This window comes from Mesorhizobium sp. WSM3224 (assembly GCF_000427725.1).
Classification (GTDB): Bacteria; Pseudomonadota; Alphaproteobacteria; order Rhizobiales; family Rhizobiaceae; genus Mesorhizobium.
The window spans coordinates 37,066-57,058 of sequence record NZ_ATYO01000011.1; the positions used below are offsets into that span (position 1 = coordinate 37,066).

The window sequence follows — 19,993 nt, forward strand, 5'->3', positions numbered from 1 at the left end:
GTTTTCGTGCAAAGCCTTGGCGGCTTTGCACGGGAAGAAATGGGGGCCTCTATTGTGGCACGAGTTGGGCGATTATCATCCCGCGCGGCCGTGTTCACGGATTTGTTCCTATTTGTAATAACGCGTGATGACGCTTGCTGCCGATTCTCGGTTCGAAAAGGTCGCTCCGCTGGAAATGAACGAGACCTTTAGCCAGCGCGAAGCGTCGCGCGGGGCTCATTTTCCCTTCCCTCGCCAATCCTCTACCAGCGAGAAGAGAAACGAGCCTGACCAGGTCAGGAGTAGCAATCCGTTCAGTGGCGCTATGGACGTGACGAGCCGCATTTCACCGGCGGGTATGACGTTGTTGTACCCCAGGGAGGCGTAAGCCTCTGCTGCATAGTAGAAATAGTCCATGCTCGACGGAAAGGTCTTTCCGTTGAAATCGCCGAGGGAAAAGGTCTGGTCCGCGAGGTGGAATATCGCAGCATAGATCCCGATCTCCAGAAGATGAAGTCCAACCAGTCCGCAGATAACGAACAGCAGCGCGGGATAAGCCCCAGCTGACCTGCGGGCCAATCTGTCGAGGCGTTGGATTGCCTCATAGTGCAGGGAAGACGAACCAATAACTGCGACAAACGTCAAGGCGATGGCGATCAGCATGTTCAAGGGATTGTCTCGCTGTCTCTTTTCAGCGCTTTGAGCCGCCGGGAGAAGACCGCTTTGAGCTTGGCGAAGTTGCCATGATTGCGCGCAAATGGGCCGAGAAAGTGAGGCGTTTGGCGTCCGCATGCAGGTGCATTGGTATCATCGTCTCACCACAGTGCCGCCGTGTCTCTGGACCACCGCGTCAGTGTTGGGTCGAAGGCCAAGGGTCGCTACACTGCCCTTCGAGTTCTGCTGACAACTGCTCGGGCGTAATCACGCCCCGTCTGAAAAGGCTCATCACCTTTAGTGCGATCCGCTCACGGTCAGAGTCGTCAACGATCTGGTGCGCGGCGCAATAATCGTCCAACGCTTTTGTCAAAATGGCGAGTTCGATGGAATCAGCCACCCCGTATGGTGACATGCCTGCCTCCCTGTGCCCGGCGAAAGCCTGATAGTCGCTTCCAAGCGTCCGCTTGCCTCGGTTCGGTACGGGCGACGAATGGGGGCTACGCCTTAAATGTGACCCCCAAGAGTCAATTCAAACCGCACGCGAAAAAGTGAACGCTCGGCCGACCTAAGCGGCCGGCAAATGCATACACCCTAAAGAAATCGACCACTCAACTGGAGAGCAATTCGCGCATTCGGTTCCGTTCCGCCAAGCGGGGAGGCCACGGATGCCCGACCGACGTCGCAGGTCATTTCATTGGATTTATTGAGGCGGTGAGAGCATACTCGCTTGCGCCGTTCCTCCTAAGGAAAGGCATACTCATGCGCATGGGTGCAAGAAGCATCCCGATCGAATACTACATTCTCAGGATTGCCGGGCCGGCCGCTCCGGAGTTTGGCGCCGATAGCACAATCGTCGGTTACCTTGCTGATCAACCGATCTTCGCCACGGTCGCGGATTCCGCAGGCACCCGCTACCGCTACGTTGGACTTGCGGCTCGACTGTCCGACGGACGTTACGATGTCCAATCACTCTCTCCCGGCGAATGGATCGTTGAGCCGGGCCTCGTTTACCGTTCGCAAGGCTGACGTTCCTTTCTAGAACGATCAATTAATTGGGCGCCGCCAGTGATAGTCAGGTAGCTGCACGGCGTCGGTAATTTCCTTCCCGATCACCAGACGCGCCAGCCCAGGTACTGCGAATGCCTTTGTAACCAAGTTGCGGAACAGCAGCCCGAACTGTGTCCTCGGTGCCAGCGCGGCCGCGAACCGCTCTGCGCCTTGCTGCTTTTTTCGGATGTAGTCCCGCAACAATGTTTCGTAACGGAGGAAGGCTTCCTGATGCCGTCCGCCAGCTTTCAAGAGCTCGCCTGCCAGCACATACTTGGAAATCATCGCCAAGGCTGAACCCTGTCCCGCCAACAGGGAAACGCAAAAAGCGGCATCACCGGTAAGGGCAATGCGACCGTGCGACCAGCTGGTCATCATGATCTGGCTGACGCTGTCGAGATAGAGCTCGTCAGTACGATTCAACTCTTCCAGGACGTGAGGGCATTCCCACCCCCCATCGGCATACTTGTTGCGCAGCATTTCCTTTTGCATGTCTAACGCCGTTGGCAACGGCTCGCTACCGACGGCGAAGACGAACAGGAACAGCGTGCGATTGCGATGCAGCGTGAACCGGCCGAGCATTCGCCCTGGCCGCCCGTACATCAAATACACGTCCTCGTCGCGCGGGCGGTAGCCTTCGGCCTCGAATGCCGCGACGGCGTAGCCGAGTTTCTTCTCGAATTGACGCTGGGGCCCGAATGCCAGCCGCCGAACGCCCGAATGCAAACCATCCGCGCCAATCACCAAACAAACTTGCGTTCGCCTCCATGTTTGAAACGAACGCGCACGCCGGCTGACGCATCTTCAAGCCCGACGATCTCATTGCCGAAAATGATCTCTGTCCTGTCTTTGGCCTTTTCGAAGAGCAGCCGCGAGAGATCGCTGCGCGCGAGCGTGACATAGCGGCCGTTTGTCAACTCGCCGAAGACGTCTGTGCCAAAGCCTGCGACGCGCTTTCCGTTATCGTCCACGATGCGCATTTCGCGCGCATGATATCCCACGCGATTGATGTCTGCCTCGAGGCCCATCCTTTCGGCGATCCAATAGCCAAGGCCCCAAAAATCAATGACGTAGCCCCCGGTGCGCAATTCAGGCGCCTGTTCGATCAGAGTCGGCCGGAATCCGGCAGCGGCGAGCCAAAAGGCAAGGGTAGGTCCCGCAATGCCCCCGCCGGAAATCAACACCGTTCGGTCGGTCATATTGAGCCACCCCTTCTTAAAGCACTTCGCCGGGATAGACGCCCCACAAGTTGGTTTGTTTGACGAAACCGGAGGTCTCCCCTAGCGCGACAGCGCACCACTTTCCGTCACACCGTGTCAGTTTGACTCGGACGCGAGGCTCGAGCCAGGCGGTGATGGGACCATCGATTGTCGGTCTGTTGCGCAGCGCCACATTGTTCTTCGTCCAGGGAGCGACAATCCCCGTTCTGCGCCCCGACAACAGGGGTCCAAAGATCCATCCGGTGGTTCCCTCCCAATCCCTTACGCGGCGCCAATTGCCATACTGCTGGTAGATCTCCAGCGGGATGCCCGGGCGTGTCATGACCCATTGGATGTCGTAGCCGGTGCCAGGGCCGACGCGAAGGTTGGCCGATGAAGCTTTCAGCGAGACGAAGCGAGGTAGAGGAAGAGCTCGGACCTCCGCCCGCAGCCCTGTCATCGGTGCGGGTATCGAGATCAGCGCGGTTGTAAGAATGAAAAGGGCGAGCACAAATTGCAACCGACGTCCGACCAGCCGGCGGACTGTCAGGAAGCCGAGCGGTGCTCCGGAATTCATGGTCGTTTACCTACGAATGTGGGAGGGGTCGATCATCGTCAGACGCCGTCAGAGGCGCCGCTCACTGCGTCCGATCGCTCGGTGCTTAGGCTTATTCGACGAGCATGTGCGCTTCTCGAGCCGCATCGACCAATGCGTCCCTGGCGACGTCGGCCGCAATGGCGCCATTCATGGCTTGGCGGCAGGCGCGTAGCGCCGCCAGATGCTTCTGACTTCCTGCACTGCGCCAGTGCTTGGTAAGCAAGTCGACCGCTTGATTGGCGTTGGAGAGGTTCTTGATCTCGCCGGAAATGCCGGTCGCCACTGGCACCGGCCTTGAAAACCACGCTTCATACATGGCCTGGCCTCCATCGCGATGAATGCCCGGCAGTGCACGCGCGCTGCCGGGTGATTCTGGAGTGGCGGTCAACTTTTGGTGTTGTCCTGAGCCACGCTGTTGGCCGGGATTGTGTCCATCGCCGCCAACCTGTCCGCACACAGGTCCGCGGCGCCCGGGGCATCCTTCTTCATTCCGGCCAGTTTCACCCAGCCGCCGTCGCTGATGAAACTGTCCCTCTGGTAGGAAGACGTTGCCTTCAGCTTGGTCAAGTTATCACTCGCGTTCGAGGCAGTGATGAATTTTTGGACGCAGAGATTGGCGACCAGTTCAGCCCGCGCCTTGATGGCGGACGTCTTCGCCATTTCAGACGCCGTTCCGGCCGTAGTCCAACCGCCAGCCGTGAAGCCGACCATCATCGTCAGCACCACTGCGCCTGCTATTGACCAAAACCATAGTGTCTTGGAGGGCTGATATTCGTCGAAGCGTTGCGAAATTGTTTGATTGGCTGCCATGGTTTCCTCCGTTTTAGATACGCTCGTTGTTTCAGGTTGATTTCCGCCGTCCCGGCCGAAAATGGCCGGAAATCGGCCTGTTGATCGACATGATGAGTCCATCTCTGCAGGGGCGACCCAGTTTGGGAGATGGGTCAGGGGGATGCTGGGTCCGATTGGCAGAATTTTCGGTCGCGAGCACGTCGGCGCAGATACTCGTACATTCGCACTCATCTCCCGCACTCTGACGCCTGGGACGCTGTGCTTGAGCACTCGGAAATTCTTCAAAATGGCGAGCACGGACAAACTTCACCTCGATGCCGCATAATATACCGAGCCCGGCCGAAAACTATTCCAGACAGTCGCGATTATGTGAAGTTGGGGCATTGTTGGCGTGGTCAGTTGGCCAGACCTGAGAAACGTCGCGGCCGGACCAAGTGGCAGGATTTCCGTCGCACACTTGCCGACAATGGCGGCTGCCTAGGGGCATGCCGCCAATCGCTGGCGACTGTTGAGCGCATCGACAGGTTATTTGTTTCCGCTCAGCGGACGGCGTCCGCCCACGTCGCTGCCAGGTCGGCGGCAGAGGCGATACTGGCCCCGCAATCCGCCAATATCTGCGCGGTAGCCGCCACCAGTTCAGCATTGGATGCGGCGATGCTGCCGTTCGGCAAAACAAGGTTGTTTTCGAAGCCGATCCGGACGTGACCGCCGAGCAGTGCGGCGACCGTGACGCATGCAGCTTCGTTGCGACCGAAAGCGCAAACACTCCAATGCGTAAAGCGCGGCATGTCCTGGGCGAGGAATGGCAGAAGATCGGAGGGAGAAGAAATTTGTCCCTGTGTGTAGCTGCCCAGAACAAAGAGCACAGGCACGTCCGACCATGGAACAAGGCCGCGCTGTTGCAAGTTCGACAGCCCAATTGCCTCCTCAGGGGAATAGAGGATGATCTGCGGGAATATCCGCTCGGCATGCAGCCAGGTCATGAAGCTCGCGAATGCCGGTTCCGATGCGGAGTCCGGAACGATTTCGCGAAGCGCCAACGACACCGCTTGCGGCTTCACGTCCCGCACGACAGCCATCTGGTCGGCGGGCGAATAGATGCCCAGCGCTTCGGATGTGATTTGGACGACAAGCCTATCGCCGACAGCATCGCGGATGGCGGCGATCGCCTGGCGATAGGCGTCGGCGTCGAGCAGATGATTGCCGTCTCTGTCGCGCACATGGACGTGAATCATGGCCGCACCTGCTTCGGCGCATTCGGCGGCGGTCCGTGCCAATTCTGCCGGTGTCAGCGGGATTGCGGGATGGTCGGCCTTTGTGCGCCGACCGCCGTTCGGCGCAACGGCGATGGTGATCGGGCTGAGGTTGTTGGTGAGGCTCAACGAGGTGTACCGAATATTAGAAGATTCATACGGATCAGAAGTTCATCATATTGAAACGTATGTTGCAATCGTTGATCTGCCGAGCTAGCAATATTCATGGACCAGGGGGAACTTGCTGAACAGATCATCAATGCGTTCGACGGAATGTCGGCGCAGCTCCGGTCCGCGGCCCGGTATGTCCTAGACAGGCCACATGATGTCGCGCTGCTGTCGATGCGCGAGCAGGCCAGGCAAGCCGGCGTGCAGCCGGCGACCATGACGCGACTGGCACAGCATCTGGGCCTGGATGGCTACGAGACAGTACGCGAGATCCACGCCGCCGCGATCCGCGGCGGTGAGATCGGTTTCGCCGGCAAGGCCGGCGTCCAGGTCGCCAGCCAAAAGCTCAAGGGCGATCACGCCCTGGCGACCGATATCCTGCAGTCGATTTCCAGTCAGGTCGCCTGTCTGGCCGAAAGCAGGTCGATCGGCCGGCTGGTGGAAACGGCCAAGGCTCTGACCGCGGCACGGCGCGTCTACTGCCTGGGCCTGCGGTCGAGCCACGCGGTGGCGTGGCATCTCCATTACATCCTGTCGCTGATCGGCGAGAAGTCGGTTCTGCTGCACGGCATCGGCGGAACAGACGGTGATGCTCTGCGCAGCGCAACCAGGGACGACGTGCTGATCGCCGCCAGCGTTCTGCCCTACACGCGCTTCACCATCGAGCTTGTCGAGTTCGCAGCCGGCCGTGGCGTGCCTATCATTGCCATCACCGACAGTGAGGTAGCGCCACTGGCGCAACTGGCCGACCATCTGGTCATCGTGCCGACTAGCAGCCCGTCCTTTTTTCACACCATGACGCCGGCTTTCATCGTGTCGGAAATCCTCGGCGCTCTGGTCGCCGGACAGGCAGGCGAGAGCGCTGTCGAGGCCTTGCGACGTTTCGATGAGCAGGGCGCCGCCCTCAACACCCATTTGAATCAACGTCCGCCGAAGAAGGTGCTCTGAGAAACAGGTCATGACACACATCCTCCATCGAGCCATCCACTCGACGCTGCCGGTCGCGGTTCGAGGCAAGGGCATCGAATTGTTCGATGCCGAGGGCAAGTCCTACATCGACGCGTCAGGCGGCGCCGCCGTATCCTGCCTTGGCCATGGTCATCCCGACGTCATCGCCGCGCTCCACGCCCAGCTCGACCGCATTGCCTACGCCCATACCGGCTTCTTCACGACAGAGGTAGCGGAACAATTGGCGGATCGACTGGTCGAGGATGCACCCACAGGGCTCGACCACGTCTATCTGGTCAGTGGCGGCTCGGAAGCGATCGAGGCCGCGCTCAAGATGGCCAGGCAATATTTTGTCGAGAAAGGCGAACCGCAACGGCGCCATGTCATCGCGCGCCGGCAGAGCTATCACGGCAACACACTCGGTGCCCTCGCCACCGGCGGCAACGAATGGCGGCGTGCCCAGTTCAAGCCTTTGCTGATCGAAACCCATCATATCGATCCCTGCTACGCCTATCGCTACCGCCAGGAAAGCGAAAGCGACGAAGCCTATGCGGCGCGCGCCGCCCAGCAACTCGAAGACAAGATCATCGAACTTGGTGTCGACGAAGTCATCGCCTTCGTCGCCGAGCCTGTTGTGGGCGCCACGCTTGGCGCGGTGCCGCCGGTCGCAGATTACTTCAAGCGCATTCGCGTCATCTGTGACCGCTACGGCGTGCTGCTCATCCTCGATGAGGTCATGTGCGGCATGGGCCGCACCGGCACCCTGCATGCTTGCGAACAGGACGGCATCGCTCCCGACCTGCTGGCCATCGCCAAGGGACTCGGCGGCGGTTATCAGCCAATCGGCGCAGTGCTGCTCAGCCCGCACATCTTCGACGCCTTCGCCAACGGCTCGGGCTTTTTCCAGCATGGTCACACCTATATGGGTCACCCGATGGCGGCCGCGGCCGGCCTTGCCGTGCAGGAAGTGATCCGGCGCGACCGCTTGCTCGACAATGTCAAAGCAATGGGCGCGCGGCTCGACGAACGGCTGCGCCAGCGTTTCGGCAATCACCATCATGTCGGCGACATTCGCGGCCGCGGCCTTTTTCAAGGCGTCGAGCTTGTGCTCGATCGAGCGACCAAGCTGCCCTTCGACCCGAAGATCAAGCTTCACGCCCGCATCAAAAAGGAGGCGATGGCCCGAGGGCTGATGGTCTATCCGATGGGAGGCACGATCGACGGGGTTCGCGGCGATCACGTGCTGATTGCGCCGCCTTTCATCGTCGCTGAACTGGACGTCGACCGGATCGTCGAGCGCCTCGGCGACGCGGTCGATGCGGCAATCGCTTCGGCGACGTGAATGCGCGCCCCAGCCGCCAACCAGTTCCAAAACGTCACCGGCGCGAGGCCGGGACAACCACCAGAGAGGTAGCAACATGCGTAGTTCAATGAAAACACTGATTGGCGCGGCGGCCTGCATGCTGCTGGCGCTGCCGTCGAATGCGGCGGAGCAGCGCTTCGTCACCATCGGCACTGGCGGAGTCACAGGTGTCTACTACGCCGTCGGCGGTGCCATTTGCCGACTGATGAACAAGGATCGCCAGAAAACCGGTATCCGATGCTCGACGGAATCGACTGGCGGTTCGGTCTTCAACGTGAACTCCATCCAGACCGGCGATCTCGACTTCGGCCTGACCCAGTCGGACGTCCAGTATCAGGCCTACAACGGCACCGGGAATTTCGACGGCAAGCCGTTCAAGGATCTACGCGCCGTGTTCTCGGTCCACCCCGAGCCCTTCACCGTGCTGGCGCGACCGGATGCCGGGGTCAAGAAATTCGAGGATTTCAAGGGCAAGCGCTTCAACGTCGGTAATCCCGGTTCAGGCACGCGTTCCTCGATGGAGGAACTGCTGAAACAGATGGGCTGGACGCTTGGCGATTTCTCGCTGGCCGCCGAACTGAAGGCCGACGAGCAGGGTAGCGCGCTCTGCGACAACAAGATCGACGGCTTCTTCTACGGCGTCGGTCACCCGTCCGCCGCGATCCAGGATCCGACCACGGCATGCGGCGCCAAACTCATCCCGCTGACGGGTCCAGCGGTCGACGCGCTGGTGGCGGCGCATCCCTATTACTCGGTGGCCACCATCCCTGGCGGCATGTATGCCAACAATCCCGACCCGACGACCACATTTGGGGTGCGCGCCACGGTGGTAACCAACGCCATTACGCCCGATGACGTGGTCTACGAAATGGTCAAGGCAGTGTTCGAGAACTTCGACGACTTCAAGAAGCTGCATCCGGCCTTCGCCAATCTCGATCCCAAGGAGATGATCAAGGCCGGCCTGTCGGCGCCGCTGCATCCGGGCGCGGAGCGCTACTACAAGGAAAAGGGCTGGATGTAGGCCAACCATTGCGAGGCGCCTGATAGGCGCCTCGCAATACAATCATAAGAGAAAAAATGAGCGTGGGGAACGATGACAAATCAAAGCCAGCAGGTGGAAACGCCTGACCAACCCGTCGTCGACATCGACAAGCTCAACGAGATCGTCGCCGAGGCTGACACCGGCGGACGCAAGCCGGCCGGCCTCACCGCGAAGCTGATCCTCTACGTGTCGCTGGCTTGGTCGCTGTTCCAGCTCTGGTATGCGTCGCCCATTCCCTTCATGCTGAATTTCGGCGTCGTCAGCGACGGCATCGCCCGCTCCATTCATCTCGCGTTCGCCCTATTCCTGGCGATGCTGACGTTTCCGGCGTTCAAGTCGTCGTCGCGCCGCCGCGTTCCGCTGTCCGATTGGGTACTCGGCATCGCCGGTGCGGCGGCGGCGCTTTATCTGGTGGCCTTCTACAAGGATATCGCCCAGCGGCCTGGTCTTCCAACCATGGCCGATCTTGTTGTCTCGATCGTTGGCGTGCTCATCCTGCTCGAAGCGGCGCGCCGCGCCGTCGGACCGGCCATCACCGTCATCGCCGCTATTATGCTGGTCTATATCTTCGCTGGCCCGTATCTGCCCGGATTGCTCGCTCACAAGGGCGCAACCTTGCCGCGCGCGGCCTCGCAAATGTGGCTGACCTCCGAAGGCGTGTTCGGCGTGGCCCTCGGCGTTTCAACCAATGTCGTTTTCATGTTCGTGCTGTTTGGCACATTGCTCGAGCGCGCCGGCGCCGGCGGCTTCTTCATCCAGCTTGCCTTCTCACTGCTCGGCAAATATCGCGGCGGGCCGGCCAAGGCCGGTGTAGTGGCCTCGGGCCTGACCGGGATGATCTCCGGGTCATCGATCGCCAATGTGGTGACGACCGGGACCTTCACCATCCCGCTGATGCGCAGGGTCGGCTATTCGGCGGTGAAGGCCGGCGCAATAGAATGCGCGGCCGGCGTCAACGGCCAGCTGATGCCTCCGGTCATGGGCGCGGCCGCGTTCCTGATCGCGGAATATGTCGGCATTTCCTATGCCGAGGTGGTCAAGCATGCTTTCTATCCCGCGTTGCTGACCTACGGCTCGCTATTCTACATCGTCGATATCGAGGCGATGAAGATGGGGCTGAAGGGCCTACCGTCGAGAAGCACGCATTCGGCATTTCAGGGTGTGCTACGCGGCCTGATGGGGGTATGCGGCTTCATCGTCCTTGCAGGTTTCGTCTATTACGGGATTGGCTGGACGAAGGTCGCGTTCGGCGCAGCCGCGACCTGGATGATCGGTGCCGCACTCGTCGCGGTCTATATCGGCCTTGTCGCCTACCGCGCGCGTCATCCCGATCTACCGCTTGAAGACCTGGAAGGCGAGATCGTCCGGATTCCGCATTTCGGCGAGACGGCGCGCACCGGCCTGCATTTCCTGCTGCCGGTGATCCTGCTGATCTGGTGCCTGATGGTGGAGGAACTGTCGCCCGGCCTTTCAGCCTTCTGGGGCTCGGTTGCCTTGATGGCACTGATCGTAACACAGCGGCCTCTGACGGCATTTTTCCGCAAGGATGAGGCGCTTGGGCCGCACTGGTTCCAAGGTCTCGACGACCTTTTCGGCGGACTGAGCGCTGCCGCACGCAACATGACAACGGTCGGTATCGCCACCGCAACCGCTGGCATCATCGTCGGGACCGTACTGCTGACTGGCATTGGGCTGGTGATGACGGAACTTGTCGAATTCATCTCGGGCGGCAGCTTCATCATCATGCTTTTGTTCACCGCGGTGATCTGCATCATCCTCGGCATGGGAATGCCGACGACCGCGAGCTATGTCGTCGTCGCCACTTTGATGGCACCGGTGCTCGTCAGTCTCGCGGCGCAGAACGACCTCGCCGTGCCGCTGGTCGCGGTCCACATGTTCGTGTTCTATTTTGGACTCATGGCGGACGTTACGCCGCCGGTGGGCTTGGCAGCCTATGCCGCGGCGGCGATTTCCGGGGCGGATCCGGTCAAGACCGGCTGGCAGGGCTTCAAATATGAAATCCGTACCGGCCTGTTGCCGTTCATCTTCATCTTCAACACCGGCCTGCTGATGATCGATCTCGAAGGGCCCTTCGACTTCGTCGCCATGGTGGCAACGTCCACATTGGCCATGGTTTCCTTTGTCGCGGCAACGCAGAACTGGATGCTAACCCGTAACCGTTGGTACGAGACGATCGCGCTGCTTGTGATCTGCTTCGTTCTGTTCAGGCCGGGTTTCGTCCTTGATCAGGTGAGCGAGCCGTACAAGGCAATGCCTGCCTCTGAACTTGGCCATGTCGTCGACGAAACAGCGGACGGAGGCGCTATTCGCCTGCGGCTGACCACGTTGAACATCAATGGCGACGAGATATCGAAGCTGGTGAGGCTACAACTCGGGCCCGGAAATTCGTCCGCAGAACGCCTGAAGGCTGCAGGCCTGGATGTCAGTGCGCTCGGCGACAGCGTAACGGTAGGTGTCGTGCGGCTAGGTAGCCAGGCGGCCAAATTCGGTCTTCAGCCCGGCGACGAAATCAATCAGGTGCTGGTGCCGGCCGCGCGCCCGTCGCGTTACTGGTTCGCGCTTCCCGCCATTCTGCTGTTCGGGCTGATCTTCTGGATACAAAGGCGACGTAGCCGCTCGCTTGGCCCGCAAGCCGCGTAAGCTATTTTTTTCGCACGGCAGTTCCTCCCCGTTTCATTGCCGGTAGAAACTGCTTCGCCGATTGCCACTGAGATCTTGTATGCTAATGCATGTCGCCCAAAAGTGCTCAGCGGTTTTGGGGGAACGACATGCATCAAAACAAAGACTTGAAGCGCGTCAGCTGAATTCGTTTCAGCGCGACGCGCTTTAGTCGCACGAAGGGTGAAGATCTCGCTGGTCGGGCAGGACATGCATCCGGCGCTTTCGGGCGACCGCGGCTACGTCATGGAAACCGGTCGCATCGTCCACCATGGCGCGGCAAAGGCGCTGATCGACGACCCGGAGGTGCGCCGGGCCTATCTCGGACTGTAGGTGGTGCGTCCCGATCGCGTAGCCGATAGCCACGAGCGGGCCTCTCCAACCTAAAAGTGGACCCGCACAAGATTTTTCGTAAGCTGGTACGGACGTTAACCTCGGGACTGCGCCAGAGCTGTGACGTCAAGAACACTCAACGTCTACACGTTCGTCTTTTGTGCTTCGAAAGTCGCCTAAAAGGAATTCAACGGTATGACGTCCGGAATTATCTGTCGTCGTGAGGGGCAAGAGTCCAGAATTATCTGTCGTCGGCCGGACTTCTAAGTGGATGATATCCCGCCGCTTTCGCCCAAAGAGGTTACCAATGCCCTTTGGACAACAGGTTACCAATGTGCCCCAACGACAATCAATTCGCGACTGACCTTAAGCGGATGTTTTGATTGAGCTATTGCAGCCACGATTGGGAACCTAAGGCCAACCAACACGCGCATTGGTAACCTCCAGCGACAGGTTTGGTAACCCTCATTGAGCGAGTGGCGCCCGCACTCGCCGGGGGTGACATTGATATTGTCTCCGCGAGGTGGTCTGGGACGATCGTCAAATAGCCTACACGTTCGCGATGTAGCATTTCCCCACAAAATTTTCAGGACTTGCCCCGCGTCGACGCCAGGTTGCTAACTATGAGTGAGTGGCTGACCACAGTTGAGTTTTCTGCGCTGGTCGGCATTGGGCGGCAAGTCGCTCACCGCGCTCTTCGTCGGCGTCGCTGGCGAAAAAATTCGCTTGAAGTGCGGAAGGTCAATGGTCGGCGCGGCGGGAACGCCGGAGAGCAATATCAGGTGAATTCCACGTCCCTGCCGCTCGAATACCAGCACCGTTTAAAGGTCTCTCAAACCCTCGTTGAAAACCACTCAAAATCAATCACCGGCAGGACGGCAGAGCACACGTGGTGGCTCGATTACCTGAGGCCAGCGCTTCAGCATCCGGTCAAGTCGACTGCCCGCACCGACGCCCTGGCCGAGCTAGCAGACAACCCAACGCGGAACTGGGAGGGCACGGCGGTCAGCTATTCCCTGCGGACGCTGCAGCGCCATGCCGCACGCTTTGACGAAGACTTGAAGGTCGGACGGCATGGTCGATCGGACAGGGGCAAGAAGCGTGTCGTCGTAAGCCGGAGGTGGGACAAGCTGGTCCCGTTCGACGCATCCACCAAGGCAAAGATCGCGGAGGACCTAAAGCAGGAAATCCGCGGCCTGCTCAAAGGCGGCATGTCGTGGGGCCACACCCTGCAAGAAGCCGAGAAGTTCCTGATCGACGCGACTCGGGCCTGGGGCTTCCGCCCCGGCGATCCTAACGTGATGGAGCGCGCTTGTTCTATTCCAACCGACCTCGTCTCAGCGGAACTCCACTTCCGAAACGTCCACCGGTTTAAGCGCGACCATAAGGCTTACGATGATCGCCGGCCGCGTATCCGGCGCACCGTCGCCTGCATGCAGCCGATGGAACTGGTGGTCGGCGATGTTCACCCCGTCGACATTCACCTCACTCGTCCTGACGGCACTGTCGCCACTGCTAGGCTGATCGGCTTCCTAGACTGGGCGACGCAGCGCCTCTGGATAGGGCTGATCTTTTTCGAAAAGCGCGGCGGCGTGCAAAACCGCGACGTGATCGAAGTCTTCGCGGCCATGATCGAAGCGTGGGGCATGCCGCAGTCGCTCTATGTCGACAACGGCAAAGAATTCGGCTTCGCCGCCTTTCTGGACGACGCCATGCTGCTTACCGTGCCGGGCTTCCATGGCCCGTCCCGATCAACCCACGTCATCAATGCTTTGCCCTACAACGCCTCCGCAAAGCCGATTGAGCGTTTATTCGGCGATCTGGAGACGCGCTATTTCAGCACGGCGCGCGGCCACATCGGCGGCAACCGAATGAGCAAGAAGCAGGAGGCTATCGGCAGGACGGTGGCTCCGTTCGGCGCGTTCGAAGATGTGGTGCCGGCCATAGAAGGCTTCGTGCGCACCTATAATCACACTGCGCAGGGCAAAAAGAGCGCGCTCAAAGGTCTCTCACCTGAAGCCACATTCCGCAAACACCTTGGGGCCGGATGGGCACCGACTGCGATGAGCCGCGATGAAGTGCGCGCGGCATGTGCGCGAACCGAAGAGCGGTCGGTTATTCAGGGTGCGATATCGGTCGGTGGCCGTCATTGGACATGCCCGGAATTGCAGGCTTACCAGCACGAGAAGATCTGGGTTCGTGTGCCGGCCTATCACACACCGGCCGAGTTGCTGCTGCTTGACCGCTATGGTGAACGAGTCGGCATAGCCTCTCCCGACGTCGAGTTCCATCCGCTCGACAGGCGCGGCGCAAAAGCATCAGCCGAACGCGCAAAGGTGCATCGGCAGGCGGTGCGTGACCTCGATCGGTCAGCGCCTGATATCGACGTGGCTGCACGCCTGATCGCACGCGGCCAAGCCCAGCCTGACACGGTCCCCAACGAGCCCGTCGGCATCGTCTCTTACGATCCGGCGAAGCGGCCGGCGCGGATCGTGATGCCGAAGAAGCCTTTGCTCTCCGAAGAGCGCCGACGCGAACAGGACGAGCGCATAGCCGCTCAGATGGATCTGGTGAAGAGGATCGTCGGATGACGATGTTCGTTGAAACCCGGGCTGCGCTCACCGTGCGGGCTGCCTTCGATACGGCGGTCAAGATGCGATATCCGGTGCTTGCGGTCGGCAAAGCCGGACTCGGAAAGACTGTAGCGCTCAACTGGATAGCCTCCCAAAGCGGAGCTGCCTATTGTGAGGTTGCGCAGCATACCAAGGCTATCAGGCCGATGTTCCTGATGCTGCATGACGCCTACCGCGTCCAAAGGGACAGCAAGCACACATACGATCTTGCGAAGGATTGCATGAATTTTTTGGGCGCCCGATACGGCCCGACGCGTTCGTTGCTGGTGGACGAATATCAGAACTTCACACCCACTGTTTTGCGGGAGCTGCTGCATCTTCAGGAGCGATGCGGATTCGCTTTGCTGCTCACCGGCAACACTCATCGGTTAGCGGGCACGAGGCGTGATACCCACGCTGTGGATCAGATCGAAAGCCGTATCGGCATGCGTTTCGAGATCGGGCAGCCGACGCGGGAGGACTGCGTGAGGATCGGCGCGGAACACAACGTTGAGGGAGCCGACGCCTACGAAGCGATTGTTATCTACGGTGAGAACACCTCCCTTCGCGCGCTTTGCCATCTCCTCCAGAATTGCGCTGCCGGGACCAGCGGCTTCGGCAGCATTCGTCTTCCCCGGATAGAGACCACGCTTCGCGGCATGTCGTGCGGCAGCGATGTGCTCAGGCTTCTACACGAGCGCCGAAATGCCGCCGCAGACGACCTCCGCAGCCCGGCTTAATTCCGGACAGCGACAGATAATTCCGGACGGCACACTGGAATTGGTGCAATCGCGAAAGTTAGCGCGCTAGCTGATCAGCCCTATTCGCCTCATTCCTACACTTTCAAGCGGTGGGGAGATGGCGGTTGCTGCTCTTTTGGCGAGCTCCTTCCCGGCAAAGTTTGTAGTCGGCTTGCCGCCTCCCGGGGAGGTTAACCGTCAGAAATGAGTTGCCCAATAGTGGTCATTCGAACGGATGGATCGTTGTTCTTTCCGCGTCCAAGGGGAGCCTGTCTCCAGGTGATCTACCCGAAGCGATCGATTCTGAAATCGTCGAGTGACGTTTCACAACGGCCGGTCGTCATGAGTTCGGCCATGGCGTCGCCCACGCCCGGGCCAAGCTGGAAGCCGTGTCCGCAGAAGCCGAAGGCATGGAACAGGCCTGGCGTCGTCGCCGAGCGTCCCATGACCGGCAGCATGTCGCGCACATAACCCTCGCAGCCGGACCAGGTGCGGATGACCGCGACCCGCGCGATTGCAGGCACCAGCCGCGCGACCGCGCGCAGTTGCAGCGAAAGGTGCGTGGGATCGGCCGTCGCATGGCCCGGCTCCAGGTCCACCTGCACCCTTTCGGCCGCGCCGCCGAACACGATGTTGCCCCGCTCGACCTGACGCAGATAGGCGCCATGGTCCTTGTCGCGGGTCCAGATGCCAACCACCGGCAGGATCCGATGCGGCAGCGGCTCGGTCACCCCCATCTGCGGGCCGCGGACGTCGAGCGGAACCTCTTCGCCGAACTGCGCGGCGATGCGCGCGCCCCAGGCTCCGGCGGTGTTGAGCAAGCACTCGGCGGCGAACCTGCCTTTTGAAGTGGCGACAAGGAAACCGGAGTCCGTCCGCACGATCTGTTCGACCCTGGCGTCCTCGACGATCGCCGCGCCAAGCTTGCGGGCAGTTTCGGCGAAGGCCGGCGCGATCAGCCGCGGATTGCCGCTGCCATCTTGCGGCGAGAACGACGCCGCGATCGCCTCGGGACCGAGCCGGGGAAAGCGTGCATGGATTTCACGCGGCCCGAGTTCCTGGAGTTCAAGGCCCCAAGGTCGCGCCGCCTTGGCGTAGGTCCGCATGTCGGTGAGACCGCCTTCATCGAAGATCAGCCGGATATGACCGGTGGCGCGGAATTCCACGTCGCGCCCAAGCATGTTTTCGGTCTCGCCCCACAGCCTGAGCGAGCGGTGAGCCAGCGGGAGCTGGGACAGATGACGCCCGGTGCGCCGGATGTTACCGAAGGAGGCGACGGTTGCCCCGGTGCCGATCCGATTGCGCTCGATCAGCGTCACGCGTACGCCACGCCCGGAGAGGAAATAGGCCGAAGCCGTCCCCATCAGTCCGCCGCCCAGCACGATCACGTCCATCGTCATTCCTTGTGCAGGGCGGATGATCCTTGAACGCCGATCTTGTCCGCGTCGCTGCATTGCGTCAAAGATGGGTTTGGGTAGCAGCCATAAGCTTGACCTATGGAGTGGCAATGCGGGCGCGTCAGCTCGAGGTATTCATAGCCGTCATGCGCGCGGGCACCGTGACTGCCGCCGCGCGGATGCTGAACATTTCCCAGCCTGCGCTCAGCCAGATTCTGCTTCACACAGAGGACGAACTCGGCTTCGCATTGTTCGAGCGGGTGAAGGGCCGGCTACGCCCGACTCCGGAGGCTCTGGAGATTTTCCCCGATGCCGAGAGGCTGTCGGCAGGGCTCGACGGGCTGCGCCGCAAGACCACGGATCTGCGATTGGGGCGCGCCGGGCTGGTGAGGGTAGCTGCGTCCCCGCCGCCCGCCATGGCGATATTGCCGCGCGCGTTCACGAAATTCCGGGCGAAGCATCCCAATATGTTGTTGCGCTCCCACAGCGCGCCGATCGCGGCGATCATCGACATGCTGCGCGCGGGCGATGCCAGCGTCGGGGTGGCCATGGATGACCGCTTGCCTCCCGATATCGAGGCGGAAGTGATCGGCAGCGTCGGCTTCTCATGCTTGCTGCCCGCTGGGCATGCATTGAGTGGGAAAACCGAGGTGACGCTCGCCGATCTCGTCGGCGAAGAATTGATATCCTATCGCGGGAACACGCATCCCGCCGACGAACTGGCCCATGCAGCCCGCGCGCAGGGCGTGGCGCTTTCGCCGTCGCTCGAGATTGACGCATCCATCTCCGCCGTCGGGTTCGTTCAGGCCGGCCTGGGAATCGCCCTTATCGACGCGCTGCTGCCGTGGCACCAGTTTGCCGGGCTTGCCATCAGGCCGCTTGCTGCGGGGCCGGAATTTCCGATCGCGCTGCTCACCTCGCGCGCACGAGGGCTTTCACGTGCCGATGAGTTGATGCGCGATGAAATCCGCGCAGCCTGTTCTGCTGTCCTGGGTGAAGGCCCCGCAAGGGCATAAGCAAGGCTTATATCTTTGTCTGTCATCCATCTTGGACCCGAACCATCCGGTCATGCCAGCTTCAGTCGGCAGACAGGAAGGGACGCATCATGGATGGTGTCATCGGGGCGAACGACGCGCAGAACGGAGCCGACTGGAAGGTCGGCGTCGATATCGGCGGGACATTCATCGATTTCTGCGCGCTTGAAGCCCGTTCCGGTCGTGTCGCCTCGCTGAAAGTGCTGACGACGCCGCAAGACCCGGGCGCCGAGCTGATGACGGGTCTCACTCTTCTGGCTGAGCGCGAAGGCTTTGATCCTAGGCACATGACGCGCTTCGTGCACGGCACGACCGTCGGCATCAACACGGTCATCCAACGCAAGGGCGCGCCGCTCGCGCTGTTCACCAATGCCGGCTTCGAGGATGTGATCGAGCTCGCGCGGCTGCGAATGCCGGACATGTATTCGCTGTTCTGCTCGCGGCCGGACCCGCTGATCTCGCGCGACATGGTCTTCGGCATTCCGGCTCGCATGCGCGCCGATGGCAGCGAATCCCAGGCACCGGATCTGGCGGCGGTGGAGAGGGCGGTGGCCGTGGCGAAAGCGAACGGAGCGCAGGGGATCATCGTGGCCTTCCTCCATTCCTGGCGCAACGCCGCGCAGGAGGCTTCCGTGAAAGCGGCGATCACGCGCCTTGCACCCGACCTCTTCGTCTTTTGCTCGGCCGAGGTCTGGCCGGTCATCCGCGAATACGAGCGCAGCTCGACCGCCATTCTCAACGGCTATGTCCATCCGCGCGTCGCGGGCTATCTGACGGCGCTGGAAGAGCGGCTGAAGGGTCTCGGCGCGCCAGCCCGCCCCATGCTGACCAAGTCGAACGGCGGGCTGATGAACGCTGCCGAAGGCAAGCACGCCTGCGTGAACATGCTGCTGTCGGGAACGGCCTCCGGCGTCATCGGCGCCTCGTGGCTGGCGCGTCAGGCAGGCGAAGACAAGGTTCTTACTCTCGACATCGGCGGCACCTCGGCCGACTTCGCGCTCATCATCGGTGGCGAGCCGCAGTTCGGCACCGGCGAGCTGATTGGCGAATTTCCGCTCTATATCCCTTCCGTCTCGGTCAGCTCGATCGGCGTCGGCGGTGGCTCGATCGCCAGTGTCGACGCGCAAGGCGTGCTGCGGGTTGGGCCGGAGTCGGCCGGCTCGACACCGGGACCGGCATGCTACGGCCGCGGCGGCGAGCACGCGACGGTGACCGACGCCATGGTGGTGTGCGGATGGCTCGGTCACAGCGAGATGGCCTATGGCCAACTGCGGATCGATACCCAACTGGCGCATCACGCGGTCGGCGAGCTTGCCGCCCGACTCGGCCGCCCGATCGAGCAGACCGCGCAGGCGATCCTCGACATCGCGGTGTCCGAAATGTTCGTCGAGGTCGAGAAGCTCACCTCGCGCGCCGGCATGGACTTGCGCGATTTCACGCTGATGCCGTTCGGCGGCGGCGGCCCGATGCTCGGCGCCTTCCTTGCTCGCGAACTCGGGATGAAACGCGTCATGGCGCCCCGCCGGCCCGGCGTGGTGTCGGCGCTCGGCGGGCTGGTGGCGGATCTGCGCGGAGACTTCATTCGCACCATCTTCAGCCCGCTGTCGGACATGTCGCTTGCAGGAATTCGCGAGGCCTTCGAGGCTCTGGCGCGCGAGGGGCGCGACTGGCTTGCGGCGCAGGGGCACGATGCAGCGGCGGAGCTCAATCTGTCCTGCGACATGCGCTATATCGGGCAGAGCTACGAGATCGAGGTTGTCCTCTCGCCGGAATGGCTGACGGACGGCAACGCGGCCGCCATCGCGCGGGCCTTCCACCGCACCCATGAGCAGCTCTACGACTTCCACGATCCGGACGGCGAGATCGAACTTGTGAACGTCCGGCTGTCCGCCATAGGCGCCGGGCCGAAACTCTCCCTCCCGCAGACCGAAGAAGTGGAAGGTGCGGCCATCCCGGCGCGCCGGCTCCCGGTCTATACGGGCCTGGGCGTCGAGACCGTCGACCTCCACGACCGGCAAGCCCTCGTGCCGGGCAGCACATTCCACGGGCCTGCCGTGGTCGTTCAGGAAGACACCACCTTCGCCATTCCCGCCGGGGCAAAGGCAAGGGTCGACCGCCACCTCAACCTTCTGCTGACCTTTGCGGAGTGAGC

The 19,993-nt window shown here is 61.3% G+C and carries 19 protein-coding genes; 10 read left to right on the top strand and 9 right to left on the bottom strand.

Features of this window, described 5'->3' with window-relative positions:
• Window positions 1-216 precede the first annotated feature (216 nt).
• Both YU3_RS38675 and YU3_RS0119245 read right to left on the bottom strand, forming a co-directional pair.
• Window positions 217-642: an ion channel gene (locus tag YU3_RS38675; protein ID WP_027167798.1), complete on the bottom strand. Its 426-nt coding sequence runs from the start codon at window positions 640-642 to the stop codon at window positions 217-219.
• A 187-nt stretch (window positions 643-829) separates the two neighbouring features.
• Complete coding sequence (locus YU3_RS0119245) at window positions 830-1,048, bottom strand: hypothetical protein (RefSeq protein WP_027167799.1); 219 nt, start codon at window positions 1,046-1,048, stop codon at window positions 830-832.
• Between the two features lie 347 nt (window positions 1,049-1,395).
• Here YU3_RS0119245 and YU3_RS0119250 point away from each other — a divergent pair, with 347 nt between their 5' ends.
• Window positions 1,396-1,662, top strand: a complete 267-nt coding sequence (locus YU3_RS0119250; RefSeq protein ID WP_051334003.1) for a hypothetical protein — start codon at window positions 1,396-1,398, stop codon at window positions 1,660-1,662.
• A gap of 18 nt (window positions 1,663-1,680) precedes the next feature.
• Here the strand turns inward: YU3_RS0119250 and YU3_RS42135 are convergent, their stop codons facing one another.
• From YU3_RS42135 to YU3_RS0119280, 6 genes are all read right to left on the bottom strand, one after another.
• Window positions 1,681-2,427 carry an FAD-dependent monooxygenase gene (locus YU3_RS42135; RefSeq protein ID WP_280797110.1) on the bottom strand — a complete coding sequence of 249 codons (747 nt, stop codon included), beginning with the start codon at window positions 2,425-2,427 and terminating at the stop codon, window positions 1,681-1,683.
• A complete protein-coding gene (locus YU3_RS42140) occupies window positions 2,424-2,882 on the bottom strand; it encodes an FAD-dependent monooxygenase (RefSeq protein ID WP_280797020.1) in 459 nt (152 codons plus the stop codon). The genes YU3_RS42135 and YU3_RS42140 overlap by 4 nt, the downstream gene beginning before the upstream one ends.
• Before the next feature lie 16 nt (window positions 2,883-2,898).
• The gene (locus YU3_RS0119260) at window positions 2,899-3,459 is read right to left on the bottom strand and encodes an SH3 domain-containing protein (RefSeq protein ID WP_051333989.1); all 561 of its coding nucleotides are present in this window, start codon (window positions 3,457-3,459) and stop codon (window positions 2,899-2,901) included.
• Window positions 3,460-3,550: 91 nt separating this feature from the next.
• Window positions 3,551-3,796 carry a DUF982 domain-containing protein gene (locus YU3_RS0119265; RefSeq protein WP_027167802.1) on the bottom strand — a complete coding sequence of 82 codons (246 nt, stop codon included), beginning with the start codon at window positions 3,794-3,796 and terminating at the stop codon, window positions 3,551-3,553.
• A gap of 68 nt (window positions 3,797-3,864) precedes the next feature.
• Window positions 3,865-4,290 carry a hypothetical protein gene (locus tag YU3_RS0119270; RefSeq protein WP_051333990.1) on the bottom strand — a complete coding sequence of 142 codons (426 nt, stop codon included), beginning with the start codon at window positions 4,288-4,290 and terminating at the stop codon, window positions 3,865-3,867.
• 521 nt (window positions 4,291-4,811) lie between these two features.
• On the bottom strand, window positions 4,812-5,654 hold the full coding sequence (locus tag YU3_RS0119280) for a 3-keto-5-aminohexanoate cleavage protein (protein WP_027167804.1): 843 nt from the start codon (window positions 5,652-5,654) through the stop codon (window positions 4,812-4,814).
• A 96-nt stretch (window positions 5,655-5,750) separates the two neighbouring features.
• On the opposite strand from YU3_RS0119280, the gene YU3_RS0119285 reads away from it, so the two are divergent.
• From YU3_RS0119285 to YU3_RS0119315, 7 genes are all read left to right on the top strand, one after another.
• On the top strand, window positions 5,751-6,641 hold the full coding sequence (locus YU3_RS0119285) for a MurR/RpiR family transcriptional regulator (RefSeq protein WP_027167805.1): 891 nt from the start codon (window positions 5,751-5,753) through the stop codon (window positions 6,639-6,641).
• 10 nt (window positions 6,642-6,651) lie between these two features.
• On the top strand, window positions 6,652-7,983 hold the full coding sequence (locus YU3_RS0119290; RefSeq protein WP_027167806.1) for an aspartate aminotransferase family protein: 1,332 nt from the start codon (window positions 6,652-6,654) through the stop codon (window positions 7,981-7,983).
• An 88-nt stretch (window positions 7,984-8,071) separates the two neighbouring features.
• Window positions 8,072-9,025 (top strand): TAXI family TRAP transporter solute-binding subunit, encoded by a 954-nt coding sequence (locus tag YU3_RS0119295; protein WP_051333991.1) that lies wholly within the window; start codon window positions 8,072-8,074, stop codon window positions 9,023-9,025.
• Window positions 9,026-9,097: 72 nt separating this feature from the next.
• The gene (locus YU3_RS0119300) at window positions 9,098-11,707 is read left to right on the top strand and encodes a TRAP transporter permease (RefSeq protein WP_036258923.1); all 2,610 of its coding nucleotides are present in this window, start codon (window positions 9,098-9,100) and stop codon (window positions 11,705-11,707) included.
• 201 nt (window positions 11,708-11,908) lie between these two features.
• A complete protein-coding gene (locus YU3_RS39385; protein ID WP_245273550.1) occupies window positions 11,909-12,058 on the top strand; it encodes a hypothetical protein in 150 nt (49 codons plus the stop codon).
• Between the two features lie 623 nt (window positions 12,059-12,681).
• Entirely contained in the window at window positions 12,682-14,649 is a 1,968-nt protein-coding gene (locus tag YU3_RS0119310) for a hypothetical protein (protein WP_156913520.1), read from the top strand.
• Window positions 14,646-15,410 carry an AAA family ATPase gene (locus YU3_RS0119315; RefSeq protein WP_156913521.1) on the top strand — a complete coding sequence of 255 codons (765 nt, stop codon included), beginning with the start codon at window positions 14,646-14,648 and terminating at the stop codon, window positions 15,408-15,410. The genes YU3_RS0119310 and YU3_RS0119315 overlap by 4 nt, the downstream gene beginning before the upstream one ends.
• 284 nt (window positions 15,411-15,694) lie before the next feature.
• On the opposite strand, the gene YU3_RS0119320 is transcribed toward YU3_RS0119315, so the two are convergent.
• On the bottom strand, window positions 15,695-16,804 hold the full coding sequence (locus tag YU3_RS0119320) for an FAD-binding oxidoreductase (protein WP_027167811.1): 1,110 nt from the start codon (window positions 16,802-16,804) through the stop codon (window positions 15,695-15,697).
• Window positions 16,805-16,917: 113 nt separating this feature from the next.
• Between YU3_RS0119320 and YU3_RS0119325 the strand changes: the two genes are divergently transcribed.
• The gene (locus YU3_RS0119325) at window positions 16,918-17,823 is read left to right on the top strand and encodes a LysR family transcriptional regulator (RefSeq protein ID WP_027167812.1); all 906 of its coding nucleotides are present in this window, start codon (window positions 16,918-16,920) and stop codon (window positions 17,821-17,823) included.
• 89 nt (window positions 17,824-17,912) lie between these two features.
• Window positions 17,913-19,991: a hydantoinase/oxoprolinase family protein gene (locus tag YU3_RS0119330; RefSeq protein ID WP_027167813.1), complete on the top strand. Its 2,079-nt coding sequence runs from the start codon at window positions 17,913-17,915 to the stop codon at window positions 19,989-19,991.
• Window positions 19,992-19,993: the final 2 nt, after the last annotated feature.

What these genes read in the sequence shown, in the direction of transcription:
- YU3_RS0119325 (WP_027167812.1), top strand. Translation starts at nt 16,918, where the DNA reads ATGCGGGCGCGTCAGCTCGAGGTATTCATAGCCGTCATGCGCGCGGGC.
- YU3_RS0119250 (WP_051334003.1), top strand. Translation starts at nt 1,396, where the DNA reads ATGCGCATGGGTGCAAGAAGCATCCCGATCGAATACTACATTCTCAGG.
- YU3_RS0119265 (WP_027167802.1), bottom strand. Translation starts at nt 3,796, where the DNA reads ATGTATGAAGCGTGGTTTTCAAGGCCGGTGCCAGTGGCGACCGGCATT.
- YU3_RS0119330 (WP_027167813.1), top strand. Translation starts at nt 17,913, where the DNA reads ATGGATGGTGTCATCGGGGCGAACGACGCGCAGAACGGAGCCGACTGG.
- YU3_RS0119310 (WP_156913520.1), top strand. Translation starts at nt 12,682, where the DNA reads ATGAGTGAGTGGCTGACCACAGTTGAGTTTTCTGCGCTGGTCGGCATT.
- YU3_RS0119245 (WP_027167799.1), bottom strand. Translation starts at nt 1,048, where the DNA reads ATGTCACCATACGGGGTGGCTGATTCCATCGAACTCGCCATTTTGACA.
- YU3_RS0119285 (WP_027167805.1), top strand. Translation starts at nt 5,751, where the DNA reads ATGGACCAGGGGGAACTTGCTGAACAGATCATCAATGCGTTCGACGGA.
- YU3_RS0119315 (WP_156913521.1), top strand. Translation starts at nt 14,646, where the DNA reads ATGACGATGTTCGTTGAAACCCGGGCTGCGCTCACCGTGCGGGCTGCC.
- YU3_RS0119295 (WP_051333991.1), top strand. Translation starts at nt 8,072, where the DNA reads ATGAAAACACTGATTGGCGCGGCGGCCTGCATGCTGCTGGCGCTGCCG.
- YU3_RS0119320 (WP_027167811.1), bottom strand. Translation starts at nt 16,804, where the DNA reads ATGGACGTGATCGTGCTGGGCGGCGGACTGATGGGGACGGCTTCGGCC.
- YU3_RS42140 (WP_280797020.1), bottom strand. Translation starts at nt 2,882, where the DNA reads ATGACCGACCGAACGGTGTTGATTTCCGGCGGGGGCATTGCGGGACCT.
- YU3_RS0119290 (WP_027167806.1), top strand. Translation starts at nt 6,652, where the DNA reads ATGACACACATCCTCCATCGAGCCATCCACTCGACGCTGCCGGTCGCG.
- YU3_RS0119260 (WP_051333989.1), bottom strand. Translation starts at nt 3,459, where the DNA reads ATGAATTCCGGAGCACCGCTCGGCTTCCTGACAGTCCGCCGGCTGGTC.
- YU3_RS0119270 (WP_051333990.1), bottom strand. Translation starts at nt 4,290, where the DNA reads ATGGCAGCCAATCAAACAATTTCGCAACGCTTCGACGAATATCAGCCC.
- YU3_RS0119300 (WP_036258923.1), top strand. Translation starts at nt 9,098, where the DNA reads ATGACAAATCAAAGCCAGCAGGTGGAAACGCCTGACCAACCCGTCGTC.
- YU3_RS38675 (WP_027167798.1), bottom strand. Translation starts at nt 642, where the DNA reads ATGCTGATCGCCATCGCCTTGACGTTTGTCGCAGTTATTGGTTCGTCT.